Genomic DNA, 18469 nt, shown 5'->3' with positions numbered 1-18469 from the left:
CCTCGATGGATCAGGGATGCGGAAGGGTCTTCGGAGTCGGGTGGTGCAGGAGCGCCAGGGGCGCCAGGAGGGTCAGGAAGGCAGGGCCGCGGCCAGCAGCTCCGCCAGGGCGGCGCAGTGCGGCGGATCCACCAGGTCGTGGTGGTTGCCCGGGACCGCGGCCCGTACGACCGCGCCCGCGGTGCGCGGCCGCCAGGCCGCCGGGTCCACCAGCGGGGTCGCGAGCTCCGGGTGGCGCTCGTCGACCGTGAAGAGGTGCAGGCCGACCGCGAGTACGGCGTCGGTGCGGTAGGCCGCGGAGGCCACCCCGTTCGCCTCGGCGACCCGCAGCAGTCTGCGCAGGGCCCGGGTGGGGGACGTCCGGGGGAGGGTGCCCTCCTCGCGGCCCCGGCGCACCAGGACGTCGAGCAGTTCCTCCTCGTCCAGTTCGCGCGCCGAGCCGGCGTCGATCCCGGCGGCGATGCCGTACCGCAGCAGGTCCGGATCGCCCGCCCCGCCGTCCGTACCGCAACGGCTGCCGGGCGCCGCGCCCGGCGCCGCCGCGTCGATCAGGCCGAGGAAGGCGACCTCCTCACCGGCGGCCTCCAGCCGGGCCGCCATCTCGTAGGCCACCGTCCCGCCGAACGACCAGCCGGCGAGCAGGTACGGGCCGTGCGGCTGCTCCTCGCGGAGCGCGGCCAGGTAGCGCTCGGCCATCTCGGGCACGCGCTCCAGCGGGGTCTCGCCGGTGTTGTAGCCCACCGACTCCAGGCCGAGGATCCGCCGGTCGCCCCCGGGACGGGCGGACAGGTCCCGCACCAGGTCCCGGTAGCAGACGACGTCACCGCCCCGCGGGTGGACGAGGACCAGCGGCGGCCGGGACGGGTCCCCGTCGGCCAGGGGGACCAGCAGCCTGGCGGCGGCCGCCCCCGCGTCCGGCAGCGCCTCGCAGAGCAGCTCCACGGTGCGCCGGCGGAACACCAGGTTCAGCGGCAGTTCCACACCGAACTCCCGGCGTACGGCCGCCATCAGGGCGAAGGCCTTGAGCGAGTGCCCGCCGAGCGCGAAGAAGTCGTCGCGGACCCCGATCGGGGCCGTCCCCAGGGTCTGCTCCCACAGCCGCGCCATCCGCAGCTCGGTCGTGTCGCGCGGGGCGATCCGCCCCGGGCCGTCACCGCGCGCCGCGTCCGCCGAAGGGGCGGGCAGCGCCTTGCGGTCGAGCTTGCCGTTCGGGGTGAGCGGGAGCCGCTCCAGCGCGGTGAGGACGGCCGGGACCATGTACTCGGGCAGGTCCTGGCGCAGGAAGTCGCCGAGCTCGCGCACGTCGCCCGCCTCGTCCCGCCAGGTCACGTAGCCGGCCAGTACCGCGTCCACCCCCGTGCCGTGGACGGCCACGGCCGCCGCCAGCACCCGCGGGTGGCGGGCGAGCGCGGACTCGATCTCGCCGAGCTCCATGCGGTGGCCGCGCACCTTCACCTGTCCGTCGGCCCGGCCCCGGTACTCCAGCCCGCCGTCCGCGAGCCGTCGTACGAGGTCACCCGTCCGGTACAGCCGTTCGCCCGCCGCGTACGGATCGGGCACGAACCGGTCCGCGGTCAGCGCAGGCCGCCCGTGGTAGCCGCGGGCCACCCCGTCGCCGCCGATGTACAGCTCGCCGAACACGCCGACCGGCACCGGGCGCAGGCCCGCGTCCAGCACGTGCAGCCGGGTGTTGGCGAGCGCCGAGCCGATCGGCACCGGCCCGTCGCCCACCGGTCCGGACAGCCGGTGCGCGGTGGACCAGACGGTGGTCTCCGTCGGCCCGTACACGTTCCATACCGAGCCCAGCGCCGTACGCATCCGCTCGGCCAGGGCCGGCGGCAGCGCCTCGCCGCCGCACAGCGCCCGTACGCGGGGCGCCTGCCAGCCGGACTCCATCAGCTGGTGCCAGGTGGCCGGAGTGGCCTGGACGACCGTGACCGGCGCCGAGTCCAGCTCCTTCGCGAGCAGAGTGCCGTCCCGTGCGGTCTCCCGGTCGACGACCCGTACGGTGGCCCCGCACGCGAGCGGGACCAGCAGCTCCAGCACGGCGATGTCGAAGGAGGCGGTGGTGACGGCCGCGACCGTGTCACCGGCCGTCAGCTCCAGCCTGCGCACCATGTCCCGGGCGAAGTTGGCCAGCGCCCGGTGCGGCACGGTGACCCCCTTCGGGCGTCCCGTCGAGCCCGAGGTGTACAGGGCATACGCCAGCTGCTCCGCCTCCAGCCGCACGGGAGCGAAGTCGGCCCGGGCGTTCTTGTCCCCGGCCAGGGCGTCGAGGTCCACCACGGTGACCCCGTCCGGTGCCTGCGCGGCGCCGGAGAGCCCCGACACCACCATCACCCGGGCGCCGCTGTCCGCGAGCATGTAGCCGATCCGGTCGGCCGGATACCCGGGGTCGACGGGCACGTACAGGCCGCCGGAGCGCAGCACGCCCAGCAGCGCCGCCGGCAGCAGCGCGGAGCGCTCCGCGCACACGGCCACCGCCGTGTCCGGCCCCACGCCCAGCCGGGCGAGCTCCCGGGCCAGCCGGCCCGAGACCTCCCACAGTCCGGCGTACGTGAGGCTGCGCTCCCCGTCGTCCACGGCGACGGCCTCCGGGGTACGGGAGGCCTGCTCACCGACGAGCACCGGCAGCGGCCGCCCGGCGGCCGGCCCGGCGGTCCCGGCGCCCGCGCGCAGGATCCGGCGCTCCTCGGCCGGGCCCATCAGGGGCAGCGCACCCAGCGGGGTCGCGGGATCGGCCACCGCGGCCGTGAGCAGCTCGGCCAGCGCCGAGGTCATGCGCTCGACGGTCGCCCGGTCGAAGAGGTCGGTGGCGTACACGGCCTCGCCGCGCAGCGTGCCCTCCTCCTCGACGAAGTACAGCGACAGGTCGAACTTGGATGCGCTGCTGGCCAGCGAGAACGGTTCGACGGCCAGCCCGGGCAGCGCGGGCGGCTTCGCGGCCTCCTCGTCGAGCACCAGCATCACCTGGAACAGCGGGTTGCGGCTCAGGTCGCGCTCCGGCCGGACCTCCTCCACCAGACGCTCGAACGGCACCTCCTGATGGGCGTAGGCCCCCAGGGCCGTCTCCCGGGCCCGGTCCAGCAGTTCACCGAAAGCGGGGTCGCCGGACAGGTCGGTGCGCAGCACCAGGCTGTTGACGAAGAAGCCGATGAGCGGCTCCAGTTCGGTGCGGTCGCGGCCCGCGATGGGGGAGCCCACCGCCACGTCCTCGCTGCCCGACCAGCGGGCCAGCAGGGCCTGGAAGCCCGCCAGCAGCACCATGAACAAGGTGGCGTCGTGCCGGCGCCCCAGGTCGCGCAGCCCGCGCAGCAGAGGCTCGGGCAGCTCGAAGGAGAACTGCTCGCCGCGCCCGGACGGGGCGGCCGGCCGGGGCCGGTCGGTGGGCAGGTCCAGCGGGGCGAGCCCGGCCAACCGCTCCCGCCAGTGGTCCAGGGTGCCCGCGAGCGCGTCGCCGCTCAGCCGTTCGCGCTGCCAGGACGCGAACTCGCGGTAGGAGACCGTGAGTTCCGGCAGCGGCTCGGCCCCTTCGACGGTGCGGGCCCGGTAGGCGGCGAAGAACTCCCGCCAGAACACCCCCACCGACCATCCGTCGAAGGCGATGTGATGGGCGACGATCACCAGTAGGTGCTCCCGCGGGGCGATCCGTACCAGGCGCGCCCGCAGCGGGCCGGCCGCGGCCAGGTCGAAGGGCAGCGCCGCGTCGTGCGCCGCCAGCTCCCGCGCCCGCTCTCCGGCCGCCGCCGCACCCAGCTCCGACAGGTCGGTGAAGGCGGGGGCGAACATCGAGGCCGGACCGGGCACGACGCGGGCCCCGAAGGCCCCCTCGGCGTCGCCTTCCGCGGTCTCCTCGATCCGGGAGCGCAGCACCTCGTGCCGGGCGACGACGTCCGTCAGCGCCCCCAGGGCAGCGTCGGTGTCGAGCTCCCCGGTCAGCCGTACGGCCCCGGGCATGTTGTAGTCGGGCCGGCCCGGCTGGAGCCGGTCCAGCAGCCACAGCCGCTGCTGGCCGAAGGACAGCGGGCCGGGCCCCTCGGGCAGCGCGGGGATCGCCGGTCCCGTCGCGCCCGCCGCGCCCAGCGAGGCCAGCGCCCGTGCGAGGTCCTCGGCCACCGGGTGGCGGAAGAGCAGCTGCATCGGGATGTCCAGCTCCAGCAGGGCGCGCAGACGGGAGATGACCCGGGTGGCGCGCAAGGAGTGCCCGCCGCGTTCGAAGAAGTGGTCACGGACCCCGATCGGGCCCTCGCCGAGGACCTCCTCCCAGACCTCGGTGACCGTCCGCTCCAGCGGTGTGCGCGGGGCGACGTGCGCCCGGTGCCCGCCGCCCGAACCGGACTCCGGCGCGGGCAGCGCCCTGCGGTCGGTCTTCCCGTTCGGGGTCAGCGGCAGCGCGTCCAGCACCACCAGCGCGGAGGGCACCATCGCGGCCGGCAGGGCCGCGCGTACGAAGTCCAGTACGGCGGCCGGATCACCGCTCCCGTCCCGCCACACCACGTACGCGGCGAGCAGCCGGTCGGCGCCCTCGCCGTGGGCGGCGGCCACCGCCCGGGCCACGTCGGGGTGGCGCAGCAGGGCGGCCTCGACCTCGCCGAGTTCGATCCGGTGGCCCCGGACCTTGACCTGGTTGTCGCGGCGGCCGTGGAACTCCAGCACGCCGTCGGAGCGCAGCCGCGCCAGGTCACCGGTGCGGTACATGCGCGCGCCGGGCGGCCCGTACGGGTCCGGCGGATACGCCTCGGCGGTACGGGCCGGATCGCCGAGGTAGCCGCGGGCCACCCCGCGTCCGGCGATGAACAGTTCACCGACCGCGCCGCGGGGCAGCGGTTCGAGGTGCTCACCGAGCACGAGCACCCGGGCGCCGGGCAGCGGCCGCCCGATGGGGATGCGGCCCGCCTCGATGTCGGCGTCCGTCACCACGTGGTACGTGGTGGTGTTGGTGCACTCCGTCGGACCGTACTGGTTGACCAGCCGCAGCCGGCCGGGCACGCCCAGGGTGTGCGCGGCGCGGGCCAGCCCGGCCGTCAGCGCCTCACCGGTGGTCATCACCAGCCGCAGCGCCGGGGCCGCGCCCTTGCCGGCGGAGGCGGCGGCGACCAGCGGCTCCAGCATCGACGGGACGATCGACAGCAGCGCCGTCACGTCCTCGGCGTGCAGCAGCCGGGCCAGCGCGTCCGGATCCCCGGCCTCGTCCTGCGAGGCCAGCACGATCCGCCCGCCGGTGGTCAGCGGGGCGAACAGGTCGCGTACCGACGGGTCGAAGGTCAGCGCCGTACGGGCGAGCACCACGTCGTCGGGGCCGAGAGCGAAGGTGGAGGCCAGCGCCGACAGATAGCCGGTGATCGCGGCGTGCGTGACGGCCACGCCCTTGGGGCGGCCGGTCGACCCGGAGGTGTACAGCAGGTAGGCGAGGTGCGCGGGGGAGGCGGGGGCGGCCGGCTCCGTCGCGGGCAGCGCGTCGACCAGCTCCCGCTCGGCGTCCAGGTCCAGGACGGGCAGGCCGCCCGTCAGGTCCGCGGGCGGCCCGCCCGGCAGGCCCGCCGTCAGCACCAGGTGGGCACCGCTGTCGGCGAGGACCGTGCGGATGCGCTCGGCCGGATGCCCCGCGTCGAGGGGCACGTAGGCGCCGCCGGCCTTCAGGACCGCGAGGACGCAGACCAGCATGCGCGGGTCGCGCCCGGCCAGTACGGCCACCCGGCTCTCGGGGCCGGTCCCGAGCTCCCGCAGGCGGTGGGCCAGCCGGTTGGCGGCCGCGTCGAGTTCCGCGTAGCCGATGGTGATGCCCTCGCAGGTGACGGCCGGGGCGTCCGGCCGCAGCCGCGCCTGTTCCGCCACCAGGGAGTGCAGGGTCCGGGCCGCCGGCCGGTCCGCCCGCGGCCCGGACTCCTCCCCGAGCAGGGCGGCGTGCTCCTGCGGGGACAGCACGTCCAGCCGGGACAGCGGCGCGTCGGGGGTCTCGGCGGCGCCGGCCAGCAGCCGCAGGTAGTGCGCGCCGAACCGCTCGACCGTCGCCCGGTCGAAGAGGTCCGTCGCGTACTGGACGGTGCCGGTCAGACCGCCGGGGTGCTCGGTCATCGCGAGGCTGAGATCGAACTTGGCCGTCCCGTTGGAGGTGTCCAGGCTCTCGACCTCCACACCGTCCAGCGGCAGCGCGTCGAGCTGCTCGGGGTGCAGCTGGAACAGCACGTCGAAGAGCGGGTTGCGGCTGAGGTCGCGCTCCGGCCGCAGCTCCTCCACCAGCCGGTCGAAGGGGACGTCCTGGTGCTCGTACGCGGCCAGCGCGGTCCCGCGCACCCGGCCCAGCAGCTCGCCGAAGGCGGGGTCGCCGGACAGGTCCGTGCGCAGCACGAGGGTGTTCACGAAGAAGCCGACGAGCGGCTCCAGTTCGGTGCGGTCGCGGCCCGCGATGGGCGAGCCCACCGCGATGTCCGCCTGGCCCGTGTAGCGGGCCAGCAGCGCCTGGAAGCCGGCCAGCAGCACCATGAACAGGGTCGCACCGCGCTCGCGGGCCAGAGCGCCGAGCCGCTCGGCGAGTTCGGCCGGGACCTCGAAGACGAAGGCGTCGCCCGCGCCCGAACGCACCTGCGGCCGCGGCCGGTCGGTGGGCAGCTCCAGGGCCGGGAGGCCGCTCAGGGCCGCCCGCCAGTGGGCGATGCCCGCGTCGGCCTCGCCGTCCGCCAGCCGACGCTGCTGCCAGTGGGCGAAGTCCCCGTACTGGACCGGCAGCTCCGGCAGTTCGGGACGCTCGCCGCGGCGCAGGGCCGCGTAGGCCCCGGACAGCTCCCGCCACAGCACCGGCATCGACCAGCCGTCGCCGACGGTGTGGTGCAGGACCAGGACGAGGAGGTGCTCGTCGTCCGCGACCCGCACCACACGGGCCCGCAGCAGGGGAGCGGAGCCCAGGTCGAAGGGGGCGGCGGCGTCCGCGTGGGCGAGGCCCAGCGCCCGCGAGCGGGCCTCCTCGGGGGGCAGGTCCCCCAGGTCGGTCCGGACCGGGACGAAGACCTCCGGAGCCTCCACGGTCTGTACGGGGCCGCGCGGGCCCTCGGTGATCCGCGAGCGCAGCACCTCGTGCCGGGTCACCACCGCGCACAGCGCGGCGGCCAGCGCGTCGGCGTCCAGCGGGCCGCGCAGCCGGGCCGCGACGGGGATGTTGTAGTCGGGCCGGCCGGGCTGGAGCTGGTCCAGGAACCACAGCCGCTGCTGCGCGAACGACAGCGGCGCGGGCTCTCCGGCCGGCCGGGCGCCGATCGCGGTGACGGGGGTCGCCGGCGTGGTGGTGCCGGGGCCGTCGCCGCGCAGGGCGTCCAGCGCCGACGCGAACCGCTCCAGCGTCGGGTGCTCGAACAGCAGCCGCAGCGGCACGCCGGCGCCCAGGCGGGCACCGAGCCGCGACACGGCGCGGGTGGCCCGCAGGGAGTGGCCGCCGAGCGCGAAGAAGTCGTCGTGGCGGCCGATCCGCCCGGTGCCCAGGACCTCGCCCCATACGGTCGCGGCGAGTTCCTCGGTCGGCGTGGCCGGTGCGGCGAACTCGGCCCGGCGCACCCCCTCTTCGGGCGGGGCGGGCAGCGCACGCCGGTCCAGCTTGCCGTTCGGGGTCACCGGCAGGGCCGCGAGCGGCACGATCGCCGAGGGCAGCATGTACGCGGGCAGCCGCGCCGCGAGGACCTGGTGCAGCTCGGCCGGGTCGGCCACCTGCCCGTCCGAGGGCACCACGTAGGCGACGAGGCGCTGCTCGCCGGGGGTGTCCTCGCGGACCACCACCGCCGCGTGCCCGATCTGCGGGCAGCGGGCGAGCTCGGCCTCGATCTCGCCCGGCTCGATCCGGTGCCCGCGGATCTTGACCTGCTGGTCGATCCGGCCCAGGTAGTCGACGGTGCCGTCGGGGCGCCGCCGGGCCAGGTCGCCCGTCCGGTACATCCGGGCCCCGGGGGCGCCGTACGGGTCGGGGGTGAACTGCCGTGCGGTCAGACCGGGCCGGCCCAGGTAGCCGCGGGCCACGCCGGTGCCGCCGATGCACAGCTCGCCGACGGCGCCCTGCGGCACCGGGCGGCCGCGCTCGTCCAGGACGTACAGGCGGGTGTCGTCCAGGGCGGTGCCGATGGGGATCCGGCCGTCCACGACGGCGCCGGCACGGGGGTCCAGCCGGTGGCCCGTGGCGAAGGTGGTCGTCTCGGTGGGCCCGTAGACGTTGACCAGCACGGTCTCCGGGGCCTGCTCCAGGGCCCGGGCGAAGGAGTGCGGGGAGGCGGCCTCGCCGCCCGTCCACACCTCCCGCACCCGCGTCAGCAGCTCCACGCACTCCTCGACCACCAGGTTGAACAGGGCGGCCGTGAGGAACATCGACGTGATCCGGTGCTCCTCCACCAGAGCGGCCAGGGCCGCGGTGTCCACCCGGCCGGGCGGCGCCATGACCACCTGCCCGCCGGACAGCAGCGGCACCCACAGTTCGTACGTCGAGGCGTCGAACGACAGCGGGGAGTGGGCCAGCACCCGCCGGTGCGCGGCGCCGAAGGCGGTGTCGCGGGCGAGCGCCGCGACGTTGGCGTGCGTGACGCCGATGCCCTTCGGCTCGCCCGTGGAACCGGAGGTGTACATCACGTACGCCAGCTGGTCCGGCGAGCACGGCGGGTACGGGACCGCCGCGGCGCCCGGATCCTCCTCCGCCGGGGCGCTCACGTCGAGCACCGGTACGGGCGAGGTACGGGCCGCCTCGTGGCCGGCCGTCGCCGGATCGGCGAGCAGCAGGCGGGCGCCGGTCCGCTCCAGCATCCAGTGCAGCCGCGCGACGGGGAACCCCTCGCCGAGCGGGACGTAGACCCCGCCGGCCTTCAGGACGGCCAGGATCGCCACCGGGAGGTGGACCGAGCGCTCCATGAGCAGGGCCACCGGGGTCTCGCGCCCCACCCCGGCCGCGGTCAGCCGGGCCGCCAGCAGGTCGGAGCGGGAGTCGAGTGCGGCGAAGGTGAGGCGGTCCGTGCCGCAGACCACGGCCTCGGCGCCGGGGGTGCGCCGGACCTGCTCGGCGAACAGCTCCACCAGGGTGGCCGGGGCCAGGTCCGGGCGGACCGCGCCGTGGCCCTCGGCCGCGAGCCGGGCCGCGGTCGGGGCGGAGGGCAGCAGCTCGGCCACGGGGCGGTCGGGCTCCTCGGCGGCGGAGGCCAGCAGCTCCAGGTAGTGGCCGAGGACGAGTCCGGCCGTGGCCGGGTCGAACAGGTCGGTGTCGAAGACGAGGGAGCCGGAGCAGGTCTCGGCGCCTTCGGAGACGAAGACGCTCAGGTCGAAGAGCGATCCGCCGAAGTCGGTCCGCACGGTCTGGGCGTTCAGGCCCGGCAGCCGCAGCCCGGCCGTCTCGTCCGGGGCCGACGCGAACATCACCTGGACGAGCGGGTTGCGGTCGCCGACCCGCTCGGGGCTCAGGTGCTCCACCAGCCGGTCGAAGGGCACCTCCTGGTGGTCGTACGCGTCCACCGTCGCCCGGCGGACCCGGCCGAGCAGTTCGCGGAACCCGGCGTCGCCCGACAGGTCGGCCCGGAGCACCACGGTGTTGACGAAGAACCCGACGAGGGGCTCAAGTTCCACCCGGTCGCGGCCGGCCACCGGGGTGCCGACGGCGATGTCGGTGCGGCCGGCGTAGCGGGCCAGGGCCGCCTGGAAGCCGGCCAGCAGGGTCATGAACAGGGTGGCGCCGGCGCTCTCGGCGATGCCGCGCAGCCGTGCGGTGAGGCGGGCGTCGAGGGTGAAGTCCAGGCTCGCGCCGTCGCCGCTGCGGCGGGTGGGCCGGGGCCGGTCGGCGGGCAGTTCGAGGGGTTCCAGCCCGGCGAGGCACTCCTCCCACCAGCGCAGCCGGCCGTTCATCGCGCCGCTCGCGAACCGGTCGCGCTGGGTACGGGCGTACGTCTGGTAGTCGAGGGGGAGCGGCGCCTGCGGGAGGGGCCGGTCCGCGAGCAGGGCCGCGTAGCCCTCGGAGAACTCCTGCCAGAGCAGGCCCATGGACCAGCCGTCGGTGGCGATGTGGTGGACCACCAGCACCAGCAGGTGGTCCTCCGCGCCCAGCCGGATCAGCAGGGCGCGCAGCAGCGGGCCCGCCGCGAGGTCGAAGGGTCTGCGGACCTCCTCCCGGGCCAGGGCGTGGGCCCGCTCCTCCAGTTCGGGGAGGGGGGCGCTGCCGAGGTCCAGCACCGGCAGCGGGACGGCCGCCGGCGCGGGCAGGACCACCGGGTGAGGGGCGCCGTCGCGCTCCTCGAAGACGGTGCGCAGCGGTGCGTGGCGGGCCACCACGGCCGTCAGGCTGCGGCGCAGCAGGTCGGGGCGGACCGGGCCGCGCAGCCGCACGACCTCGGGGATCGCATAGCCGGGGGTGCCGTCCATCATCCGGTCCACCAGCCACATCCGCTCCTGGGCGAACGAGGCGACGGGCTCGGCGCCGAGGCCGTCGGCGGCCGCGTCCGGTGCCGGTGCCGCCGCGGTGGCCGGACCGGCCGCCGAGTCGTCCAGCGCGGCGCGCACCCGGCGGCGCAGCAGTTCCCGGGCGGCGGCCAGGCGGCTGTCCGTGCCGGTGGCCGGCAGGCTCTCCTGGGTGGTCACGAGGTCTCTCCCTGAAGTACGAGTGAAGGAACGGCGTCGGCGGTGGCGGCGAACGGGGCCGTTTCGGCCTCCAGTTCGGCCAGCAGCACCGTCTCGACGGCGGTGGCGAGGGCGGCGACGGTCCGCTGTTCGAAGAGGGTGTGCAGGGGCAGGTCCAGGCCGAGGGACTGGCGCAGCCGGGCTGCCACGCGGGTGGCGCTCAGCGAGTGCCCCCCGAGGGCGAAGAAGTCGTCGTGGCGGCCGATGCGCGGGGCGTCCAGTACGGAGGCCCACACCAGGGCGACGAGTTCCTCGGTCTCCCCGGCGGGCGGCTCGTACCCGGTGGCGGCGGCCGCCGTGGCGGGCGCGGGGAGCGCCCTGCGGTCGAGCTTGCCGTTCGCCGTGACGGGCAGCCCGTCCACGACAACGAGCACCGGAATCATGTATTCCGGGAGGGAGCGGGCCAGTTCGGCGCGCATCGCATCCGGGTCGGGGCCGGGGTCGGGGGCCGGGTCCGCCCCGGCCTCCGGGACGACGTACCCGACGAGCCTGCGCTCGCCCGGGACGTCCTCGCGGACGACGACCGCGGCCCGCCCGACACCGGGGAGGCGGCCCAGCGCCGTTTCGATCTCGCCGAGTTCGATCCGGAAGCCGTGGATCTTCACCTGGTCGTCCGTGCGCCCCAGGTATTCCACCGAGCCGTCGGCCCGGTGGCGGGCCAGGTCGCCGGTGCGGTACATGCGCGAGCCCGGCGGGCCGAACGGGTCCAGCGGGAAGCGCTCCGCGGTCAGCGCCGGGCGGCGCAGGTACCCGCGGGCCAGGCCCGCGCCCGCCAGGAACAGCTCGCCCGCGACGCCCACCGGGACGGGCCGCCCGCGCGGGTCGAGCACGTACAGCGAGGTGTTCCAGATGGGCCGGCCGATCGGCACGGGCCCGCTCTCCTCGCGGAGGCAGTCCCAGTGCGTGACGTCCACGGCCGCCTCCGTAGGCCCGTACAGGTTGTGCAGCGGCACGTCGAGTACGTCGAGGAACCGGTTCTTCAGCTCTTCCGGCAGGGCCTCGCCACTACACACGACCCGGCGCAGCGACCGGCAGCGGCCCGCCTGCGGATCCTCCACGAACGCGGCCAGCATCGACGGGACGAAGTGGACGGTGGTGACCGCCTCCTCCTGGATCACCCGGGTGAGATAGGCGGGGTCCTTGTGCCCGCCGGGCTCGGCGACCACCAGGGCCGCGCCGGTCAGCAGCGGCCAGAAGAACTCCCACACCGAGACGTCGAAGCCGAACGGGGTCTTCTGGAGCACCCGGTCGTCCGCGCCCAGCCGGTACCGGTCCTGCATCCACAGCAGCCGGTTGACGATGGCGGAGTGCTCCACGACGACGGCCTTGGGCCGCCCCGTCGACCCGGACGTGTAGATCACGTACGCGGGGTGCGAGGGCAGCGGCGCAGGCCCGGCCGCCGCACCGGCGGTCCCGTCGTGGACGGCCCCCGGATCCAGCCGGGGCAGGTCCGCCGCGGCCGGCAGCGCCGCCGCCACCTCGTCGTCCGCGAGCAGCAGGACGGGTTCGGCGTCGGACAGCAGGTACGCGATCCGGTCCGTCGGCAGTGAGGGGTCCACCGGCAGGTAGGCGGCCCCCGACTTCAGCACGGCCAGCAGCGAGACCACCATCTCGGTGGAGCGCTGCAGGGCGACCGCGACGATCCGCTCCGGACCGGCGCCCAAGGCGCACAGCCGGCGGGCCAGCCGCTCGGCACGGGCGTCGAGCTCGGCGTACGACAGGCGCTCGCCGCGGAAGACGGTGGCCGGTGCGCCGGGCGTCCGGGCCACCTGCTGCGCGAACAGCTCCACCAGCGTGGTGCCGGGGACGGGCACGGCGGTGGCGTTCCACTCCCGGATCAGCCGGTGCTGCTCCTCCGAGAGCAGGTCCACCTCCCCGACGGGGGTCGAGGGGGCGTCGGCGACGGCCGTCAGCAGCTGCTCCAGCGCCTCGCCCAGGCTGCGCGCCGTCCGGGCGTCGAGGACGTCCGTGCGGTGGTCGAGGTGCAGCCGCAGCCGCTCCCCGGGCAGCACGATGAGGTTGACGGTGTAGTGGGTGGCGTCCGAGCCCTCCACCCCGGTCAGCCGCGGCCCGCCGGCCAGGTCCCGCATCGACTCCAGGTCGAGCGGATAGTTCTCGACGACGACCGTGGTGTCGAAGAGGGCGCCCAGCCCCGCCGCCCGCTGGATGCCGGCGAGCCCGACGTGCTGGTGGTCCATCAGCTCCGCCTGCTCGTCCTGGAACCGGGCGAGCGCGGCCAGCAGCGGCTCGCCCTCCCGGATCCGGAACCGCACGGGCAGGGTGTTGATCAGCAGGCCGACCATGTCCTCGATGCCCGCGACGTCCGCGGTCCGCCCGGAGACGGTCCCGCCGAACACCACGTCGTCGCGCCCGGTCACCCGGCCCAGCAGCACAGCCCAGAGGCCCTGGACGACGCTGTTGAGGGTGACGCCCGCGGTACGGGCCCGCGCGGTGAGCCGTGCCGTCAGCTCCGGCGACAGCTCCACCGAGACCCGCTCGGGCAGCGCGTCGATCCGGTTCGGGTCGGCCGCGCCCAGCAGGGTCGGCTCCTCCAGCCCGGCGAGCGCACCGCTCCACGCGGCCTCGGCGGCGCCGTCGTCCTGGCAGGCCAGCCAGTCCAGGTGCGAGCGGTACGGGACCCCTTCCGCGACGGGGCCGGTGCCCCCGGGCTCGTGGGACGCGGCGTGTTCGGCGTACCCGGTGAGCAGGTCGCGCAGCAGCACCGCCGAGGACCAGCCGTCCCAGACGATGTGGTGGTTCGTCATGACCAGCCGGTGCTCGTCCGCGCCGAACCGGACCAGGGTGAAGCGCACCAGCGGCGGCCGCTCCAGGTCGAAGCGGCGGGCCCGGTCGGCCGCCAGCAGCCGCTCCCACTCCCGCTGCCGGTCCGCGGACCCGAGTGCGCCCAGGTCCACGGACTCCCACGGCGCTCCGGCGGACTCGACGACGATCTGTACCGGCCGGTCCAGACCCTGGTCGGTGAAGGCGGAGCGCAGCGCGGTGTGGCGGCGCAGCAGCCGGTCGCAGGCCGCCCGCAGGGTGTCCGCGTCCAGGGAGCCGTCCAGGCTGAGGACGATCTGGCCGGTGTAGGCGTCCAACGCACCCGTGTCGAAGGCCGAGTGGAAGAACAGGCCTTCCTGGAGCGGCGAGAGGGGCAGCACGTCGGCGAGGCCCGCGTAGCGCGCGGCCAGCGCGTCCGTCTCCGGCTGCGTCAGCCGGACCAGCGGCAGGTCGCGGGGGGTGAGGCGGCGCGGGCGCGGGGCGCCCGTCCAGCCGGCCAGCAGGCGCAGGGCCTCGCCCCAGGCCGCCACCAGGGCGTCCGCCTCGGCGTCGGTCAGCAGGGCCCGCGGATGGGTGACGACCGCGCTGAAGGAGGGGCCGTCGGCGCCGTCCACGGCCAGGGCGTCGATCTGCAGGGCGTGTTCGACGGGCATCGCCGGATCCACGTCGGCCCGCAGTCCGCCCGCCTCGGGGGCAGGGCTCCAGGGCGCCTCGTCCCCGCCGGAGAACCGGCCCAGGTAGTTGAACAGGACCCGGGGGCGCGGGAGTCCGGAAAGCTGCGCGGCGCTCCGCGGATCGAGCCGGCTCAGCAGGCCGAAGCCCGTGCCGTGGTCCGGTACGGAGGCGACCGCGGTGTGGATCCGCGCGACCAGTTCGGCGAGGGCGTCGCCGCCCCGGGCCGCCGCGTCCAGGTCGAGGCCGTCCAGGTCGAACCGGACCGGGTACTGGGTGGTGAACCACCCGACCGTGCGCGCCAGGTCGTGGCGGCCGGTGCGGTCGACACGGCCGTGGCCCTCCAGGTCGACCAGCAACGGCTCCGGAGCGGTACCGGGGGAGCGCAGGCGGTGGGCCGCGAGGACCAGCCCCGCGAGCAGCACCTCGGCCGGACCGGTGCGCAGCGCGCCGGGTACCTCGGCCAGCAGCGGGCCGGCGACCTCGGCGGGCAGGGCGAGCTCCACCGTGCGGGTGGTGCCCGCGGTGTCCCGCACCGGGTCGGGGACCCGGTGCCACGGCTCCCGCGCGCCCGGTCCGGCTTCGGAAGGCTCCAGCGTCGAGCGCCAGAAGGGGAGTTCGGCGAGTACCTCCGGGGAACGCGCCAGGAGTTCGAGGTGATGGGCCCACGCACGGAACGGGACCTCCCCGTCCGCGGCCGGAAGCGGACGCCCGGCGACGGCGGCCTCCCAGGCCGCGGCCAGGTCCGCCGCCAGGATCCGCCAGGACACCCCATCCACGGCCAGGTGGTGCACGCACAGGAGCAGCCGGTCCGGCGACGCCCCGCCGGCGTCGAAGCGGACCGCCCGCAGCATCACTGAGGACGCCGGGTCCAGCTGTCCGGACGCCTCCCGAGCCGCCTGCGCCACGATCGCGGCACGGGCGGACCCGTCCGACCCCGTCACCGTGACGGTGCGGTACAGCCGGGACACGTCGACCGAACCGGGCTCGCCGACCGTGCACAGCGGGCCCTCCGGTCCGGCGGCCACGCCGAGGCGCAGCGCCCCGTGCCGGTCCACCACCGACTGCAGGACCCGTACGAGCGTCGCGTCGTCCGCGCCCTCCGGCAGGGCCAGCACCATGGACTGGCTGAACCGCCCGGCCGGACCCGGACCGTCGAGGAGCCAGCGCATGACCGGGGTCGCGGGGAACGGACCGTGCTCCGGGACGGCCGCACCGGCGGCCTGGGAGGCTCCGTGGCCCGGGTCGCCGACGGCCGCGGCGAGTGCGGCCGCCGTCTTGTGCGCGAACACCTCGCGCAGGGTGAAGGAGAAGCCCCGCGCCCGGGCCCGGCTGGTCAGGCCGAGCGCGGCGATGCTGTCGCCGCCGAGCTCGAAGAAGTTGTCGTCCGGGGTGGCGGTGGTGCCGAGCGCCTCGGAGAACAGCGCCGCGAGGGTGAGCTCGGTGGCGCCGTACGCGCGCTCGGGGCGCTCCGGACGGTCCGCGGCCTCGGGTACGTGGAGCCGCGCGCGGTCCACCTTGCCACCCGGGGTGAGGGGCAGCCGGTCCACCGCCACGAAGGTGCGGGGCACCATGTAGCCCGGCAGCACCCGCCCCAACTCGGCTGCCAGCAGCTCCGGTTCGGGAGCCGGGCCGCCGTCGCCCGGCGGCGCCACGAAGGCGACGAGCCGCCGGGCTCCGCCCACGGGGGCGTGCACCACGACCGCGGCCTGCCCCACCGCGGGCTGCCGGCCGAGCACCGCCTCGATCTCGCCCAGTTCGATCCGGTGTCCGTTGATCTTGACCTGTCGGTCCACCCGCCCGAGGAACTCCAGTTCGCCCCGCGCCGACCAGCGCACGAGGTCGCCCGTCCGGTACATCCGCGCACCGGGAACACCGGAGAAGGGATCGGGCACGAAGCGGTCGGCCGTCATGGCGGCGCGCCCGGCGTACCCCTGGGCCAGACCGGCCCCAGCCACGCACAGCTCGCCGGTCGCTCCCGGCGGCAGCAGCCGCAGCGCTCGGTCGACCACGTACGCGCGGTGGTTGGCCATGGGACGGCCGATCGGCGGGATCCGGCCGTGCGAGGGCGGAACCACCCGGTGCATGGTCACGGACACGGCGGCCTCGGTGGGCCCGTACGCGTTCCAGACCTCGCGGCCGTCCGCCGCCCAGCGGTCGACGGCGTCACCCGACGGGGCCTCGCCGCCCGTGGACAGGAACCGCAGCGCGGGCAGCGCGGCCGGGTCCAGCAGCGGCAGGAGTGCCGGCGGCAGGTCGGCGACGGTCACCGCGTGCTCGGCGAGCAGGGCCTGGAGGCGGTCGACGTCGACCCGTTCGGTGTCGGTGGCGAGGACCAGGGTGGAACCGCTCAGCAGCGCGCCGAAGACGTCCAGGACCGACACGTCGAAGGACAGCGAGGCGAAGCCGAGGAACCGTTCCGTGCGCCGGGATCCGTCGCGGTCGCCCGCGCCGCACAGGGCGAGGTGGCCGCGGACGAAATCGACCGCCGCCCCGTGCGGGACGACGACGCCCTTCGGCTCGCCCGTACTGCCCGAGGTGTACAGCAGGTACGCGGCGGACGCCGCCGGCACCGCTGCGCCCGCCCGGTCGCCGCCGCCGCGGATCCCGCCGGTCACGGCTCCCGCGTCGACCACGGACGGCAGGTCGTGCGGCAGGCGGCCGAGGCCGCCCGGCCCGGCGACGACCGTGCGCAGCCCTGCGTCGCGCACGATGTAGGCGATGCGCTCCGGCGGCAGTCCGGGGTCGAGCGGTACGTAGCAGCCGCCCGCCTTCAGGACGCCGAGCAGGGCCGCGACCATCGAGGGCGAGCGCTCCACGCACACCCCGACCGGCGTGCCCGGTTCCACGTCCGGCCGCAGCCGGTCCGCGATGTCCTGGGCCCAGGCGTCGAGTTCCCGGTAGGTGACCTCCTGGCCGGCGCAGATCACGGCGACCTTCTCGGGTGAGCGCGCCGCCTCCTGCTCGAAGAGCGTGTGCAGCGCCCCGTCGCCGGGCGCCGGGTCGGCGCCGCCCTCGGCGAAGGCGGCGAGGCGCTCCTCGTCCTCGGCGGTGAGGAAGGGCAGCGAGCCGACCGTGGTCCCGTCGTCGGCCGTGGCGAGCGCGACGAGGAAACGGGTGAACCGCACGCGCAGCGCGTCGAGTTCGTCCGGGCCGACGTCGGCGGCGTCGCCCTCGGCCTGCACGGTCAGCGGGCTGTCGCCGCCGCGGTCGTAGACGTTGAGGGAGACGTGCTCCACCGGGCCGACCGAGAGGTTGTGCGCGGAGGCGGGAGCACCGGCGAAGGACAGCTCGTAGTCGAAGGACATGAGGTTGACGGCGGCGTCCCACAGCCGGGGCCCGGTTCCGGTGATCGCTTCGATCCGGTGACGCTGGTGGCGCAGGGCCTCCTTGATACCGGCAGAGGTGCTGCGCAGCAGTTCGCCGATCGTGGTGTCGCCGGTCACCGCCAGCCGCAGCGGCAGGACCTTGGAGAACATGCCGGGTGTCCGGCGGGCTTCCGGGGTGGTGCGGCCGGTGACCGGCAGGCCCAGGACCACGTCCTCGGTGGCGCCCGCGCGGTGCAGGTGGGCGGCGGCCGCGGCCATCACCAGCGCCGACCAGCGCGTGCCGTGCCGGCGCGCGGCGTCGCGCAGGGTGCGGGCATCGGCGGGGTCGAGCTCGCCGCTCACCCGTACCGCCGTACCGGACGCGGGTGCCGGGACGCTGCCGGTGAAGGACACGGGCTCGGGGGCGCCCTCCAGCCGCGTACGCCAGAACTCGCGGTCGGCCGCGAACCGTTCGGAGCGGGCGTATTCCTCCTCCCCGGCCACGATCCGCTCCCACGGTGTGCTCTCGGGGGCCGGTACGGGCTCTCCCGCGACCAGCGCCGAGTACACCTCCGCGGTCCGCCGCGCGAGGATCGAGCCGGTGACCCCGTCCGCGACGAGGTGGTGGTAGCCCTGCATCCAGCGGTACGTCGCCGGACCGGTCCGCACGAGGAGGTGACGGCTCACGTCACCGGTCGCCAGGTCCGTGGGCCGGGCCAGCTCGGCGCGCATCAGCCGTTCGGACTCGGCGTCCGGGTCCGGGTGGTCGCTGACGTCGACCGTCTCCATCCGCAGCGGCGGCGGACCGGCGGGTATCTGGCACACCACTCCGTCCACCTCGGCGAAGCGGACGCACAGCGTCTCGGTTCCGGCCACCGTCGTGCGCACCGCCTCGGCGAGCAGCTCCGGATCCACCGCCCCGCGGATCTCCAGGTACTCGGCGATGGTGTAGTCGAGGCGGGTGGGGTCGAGCTGCTGTGCGAACCAGACGCCGTTCTGCGGCGGGGTCAGGGGCAGCGGCCCGCGGTCGTGAGTGGCCATGCGGTGGTCAGTCTCCTCAGTCGGATCGGTCGATCAACGAC

Annotated in this window: 2 protein-coding genes; both read right to left on the bottom strand. The window is 75.8% G+C overall.

All coding sequences use genetic code 11. The features are described from left to right. Positions 1 to 72 precede the first annotated feature (72 nt). On the bottom strand, positions 73 to 10587 hold the full coding sequence (locus KO717_RS04930; RefSeq protein WP_301364629.1) for an amino acid adenylation domain-containing protein: 10515 nt from the start codon (positions 10585 to 10587) through the stop codon (positions 73 to 75). Continuing rightward, on the bottom strand, positions 10584 to 18428 hold the full coding sequence (locus tag KO717_RS04925) for a non-ribosomal peptide synthetase (RefSeq protein ID WP_301364628.1): 7845 nt from the start codon (positions 18426 to 18428) through the stop codon (positions 10584 to 10586). Before KO717_RS04925 ends, KO717_RS04930 begins: the two co-directional genes overlap by 4 nt. Positions 18429 to 18469: the final 41 nt, after the last annotated feature.

Source organism: Streptomyces xanthophaeus (assembly GCF_030440515.1).
GTDB lineage: Bacteria > Actinomycetota > Actinomycetes > Streptomycetales > Streptomycetaceae > Streptomyces > Streptomyces kutzneri.
This window is presented reverse-complemented; position numbering and strand designations above follow the sequence as displayed.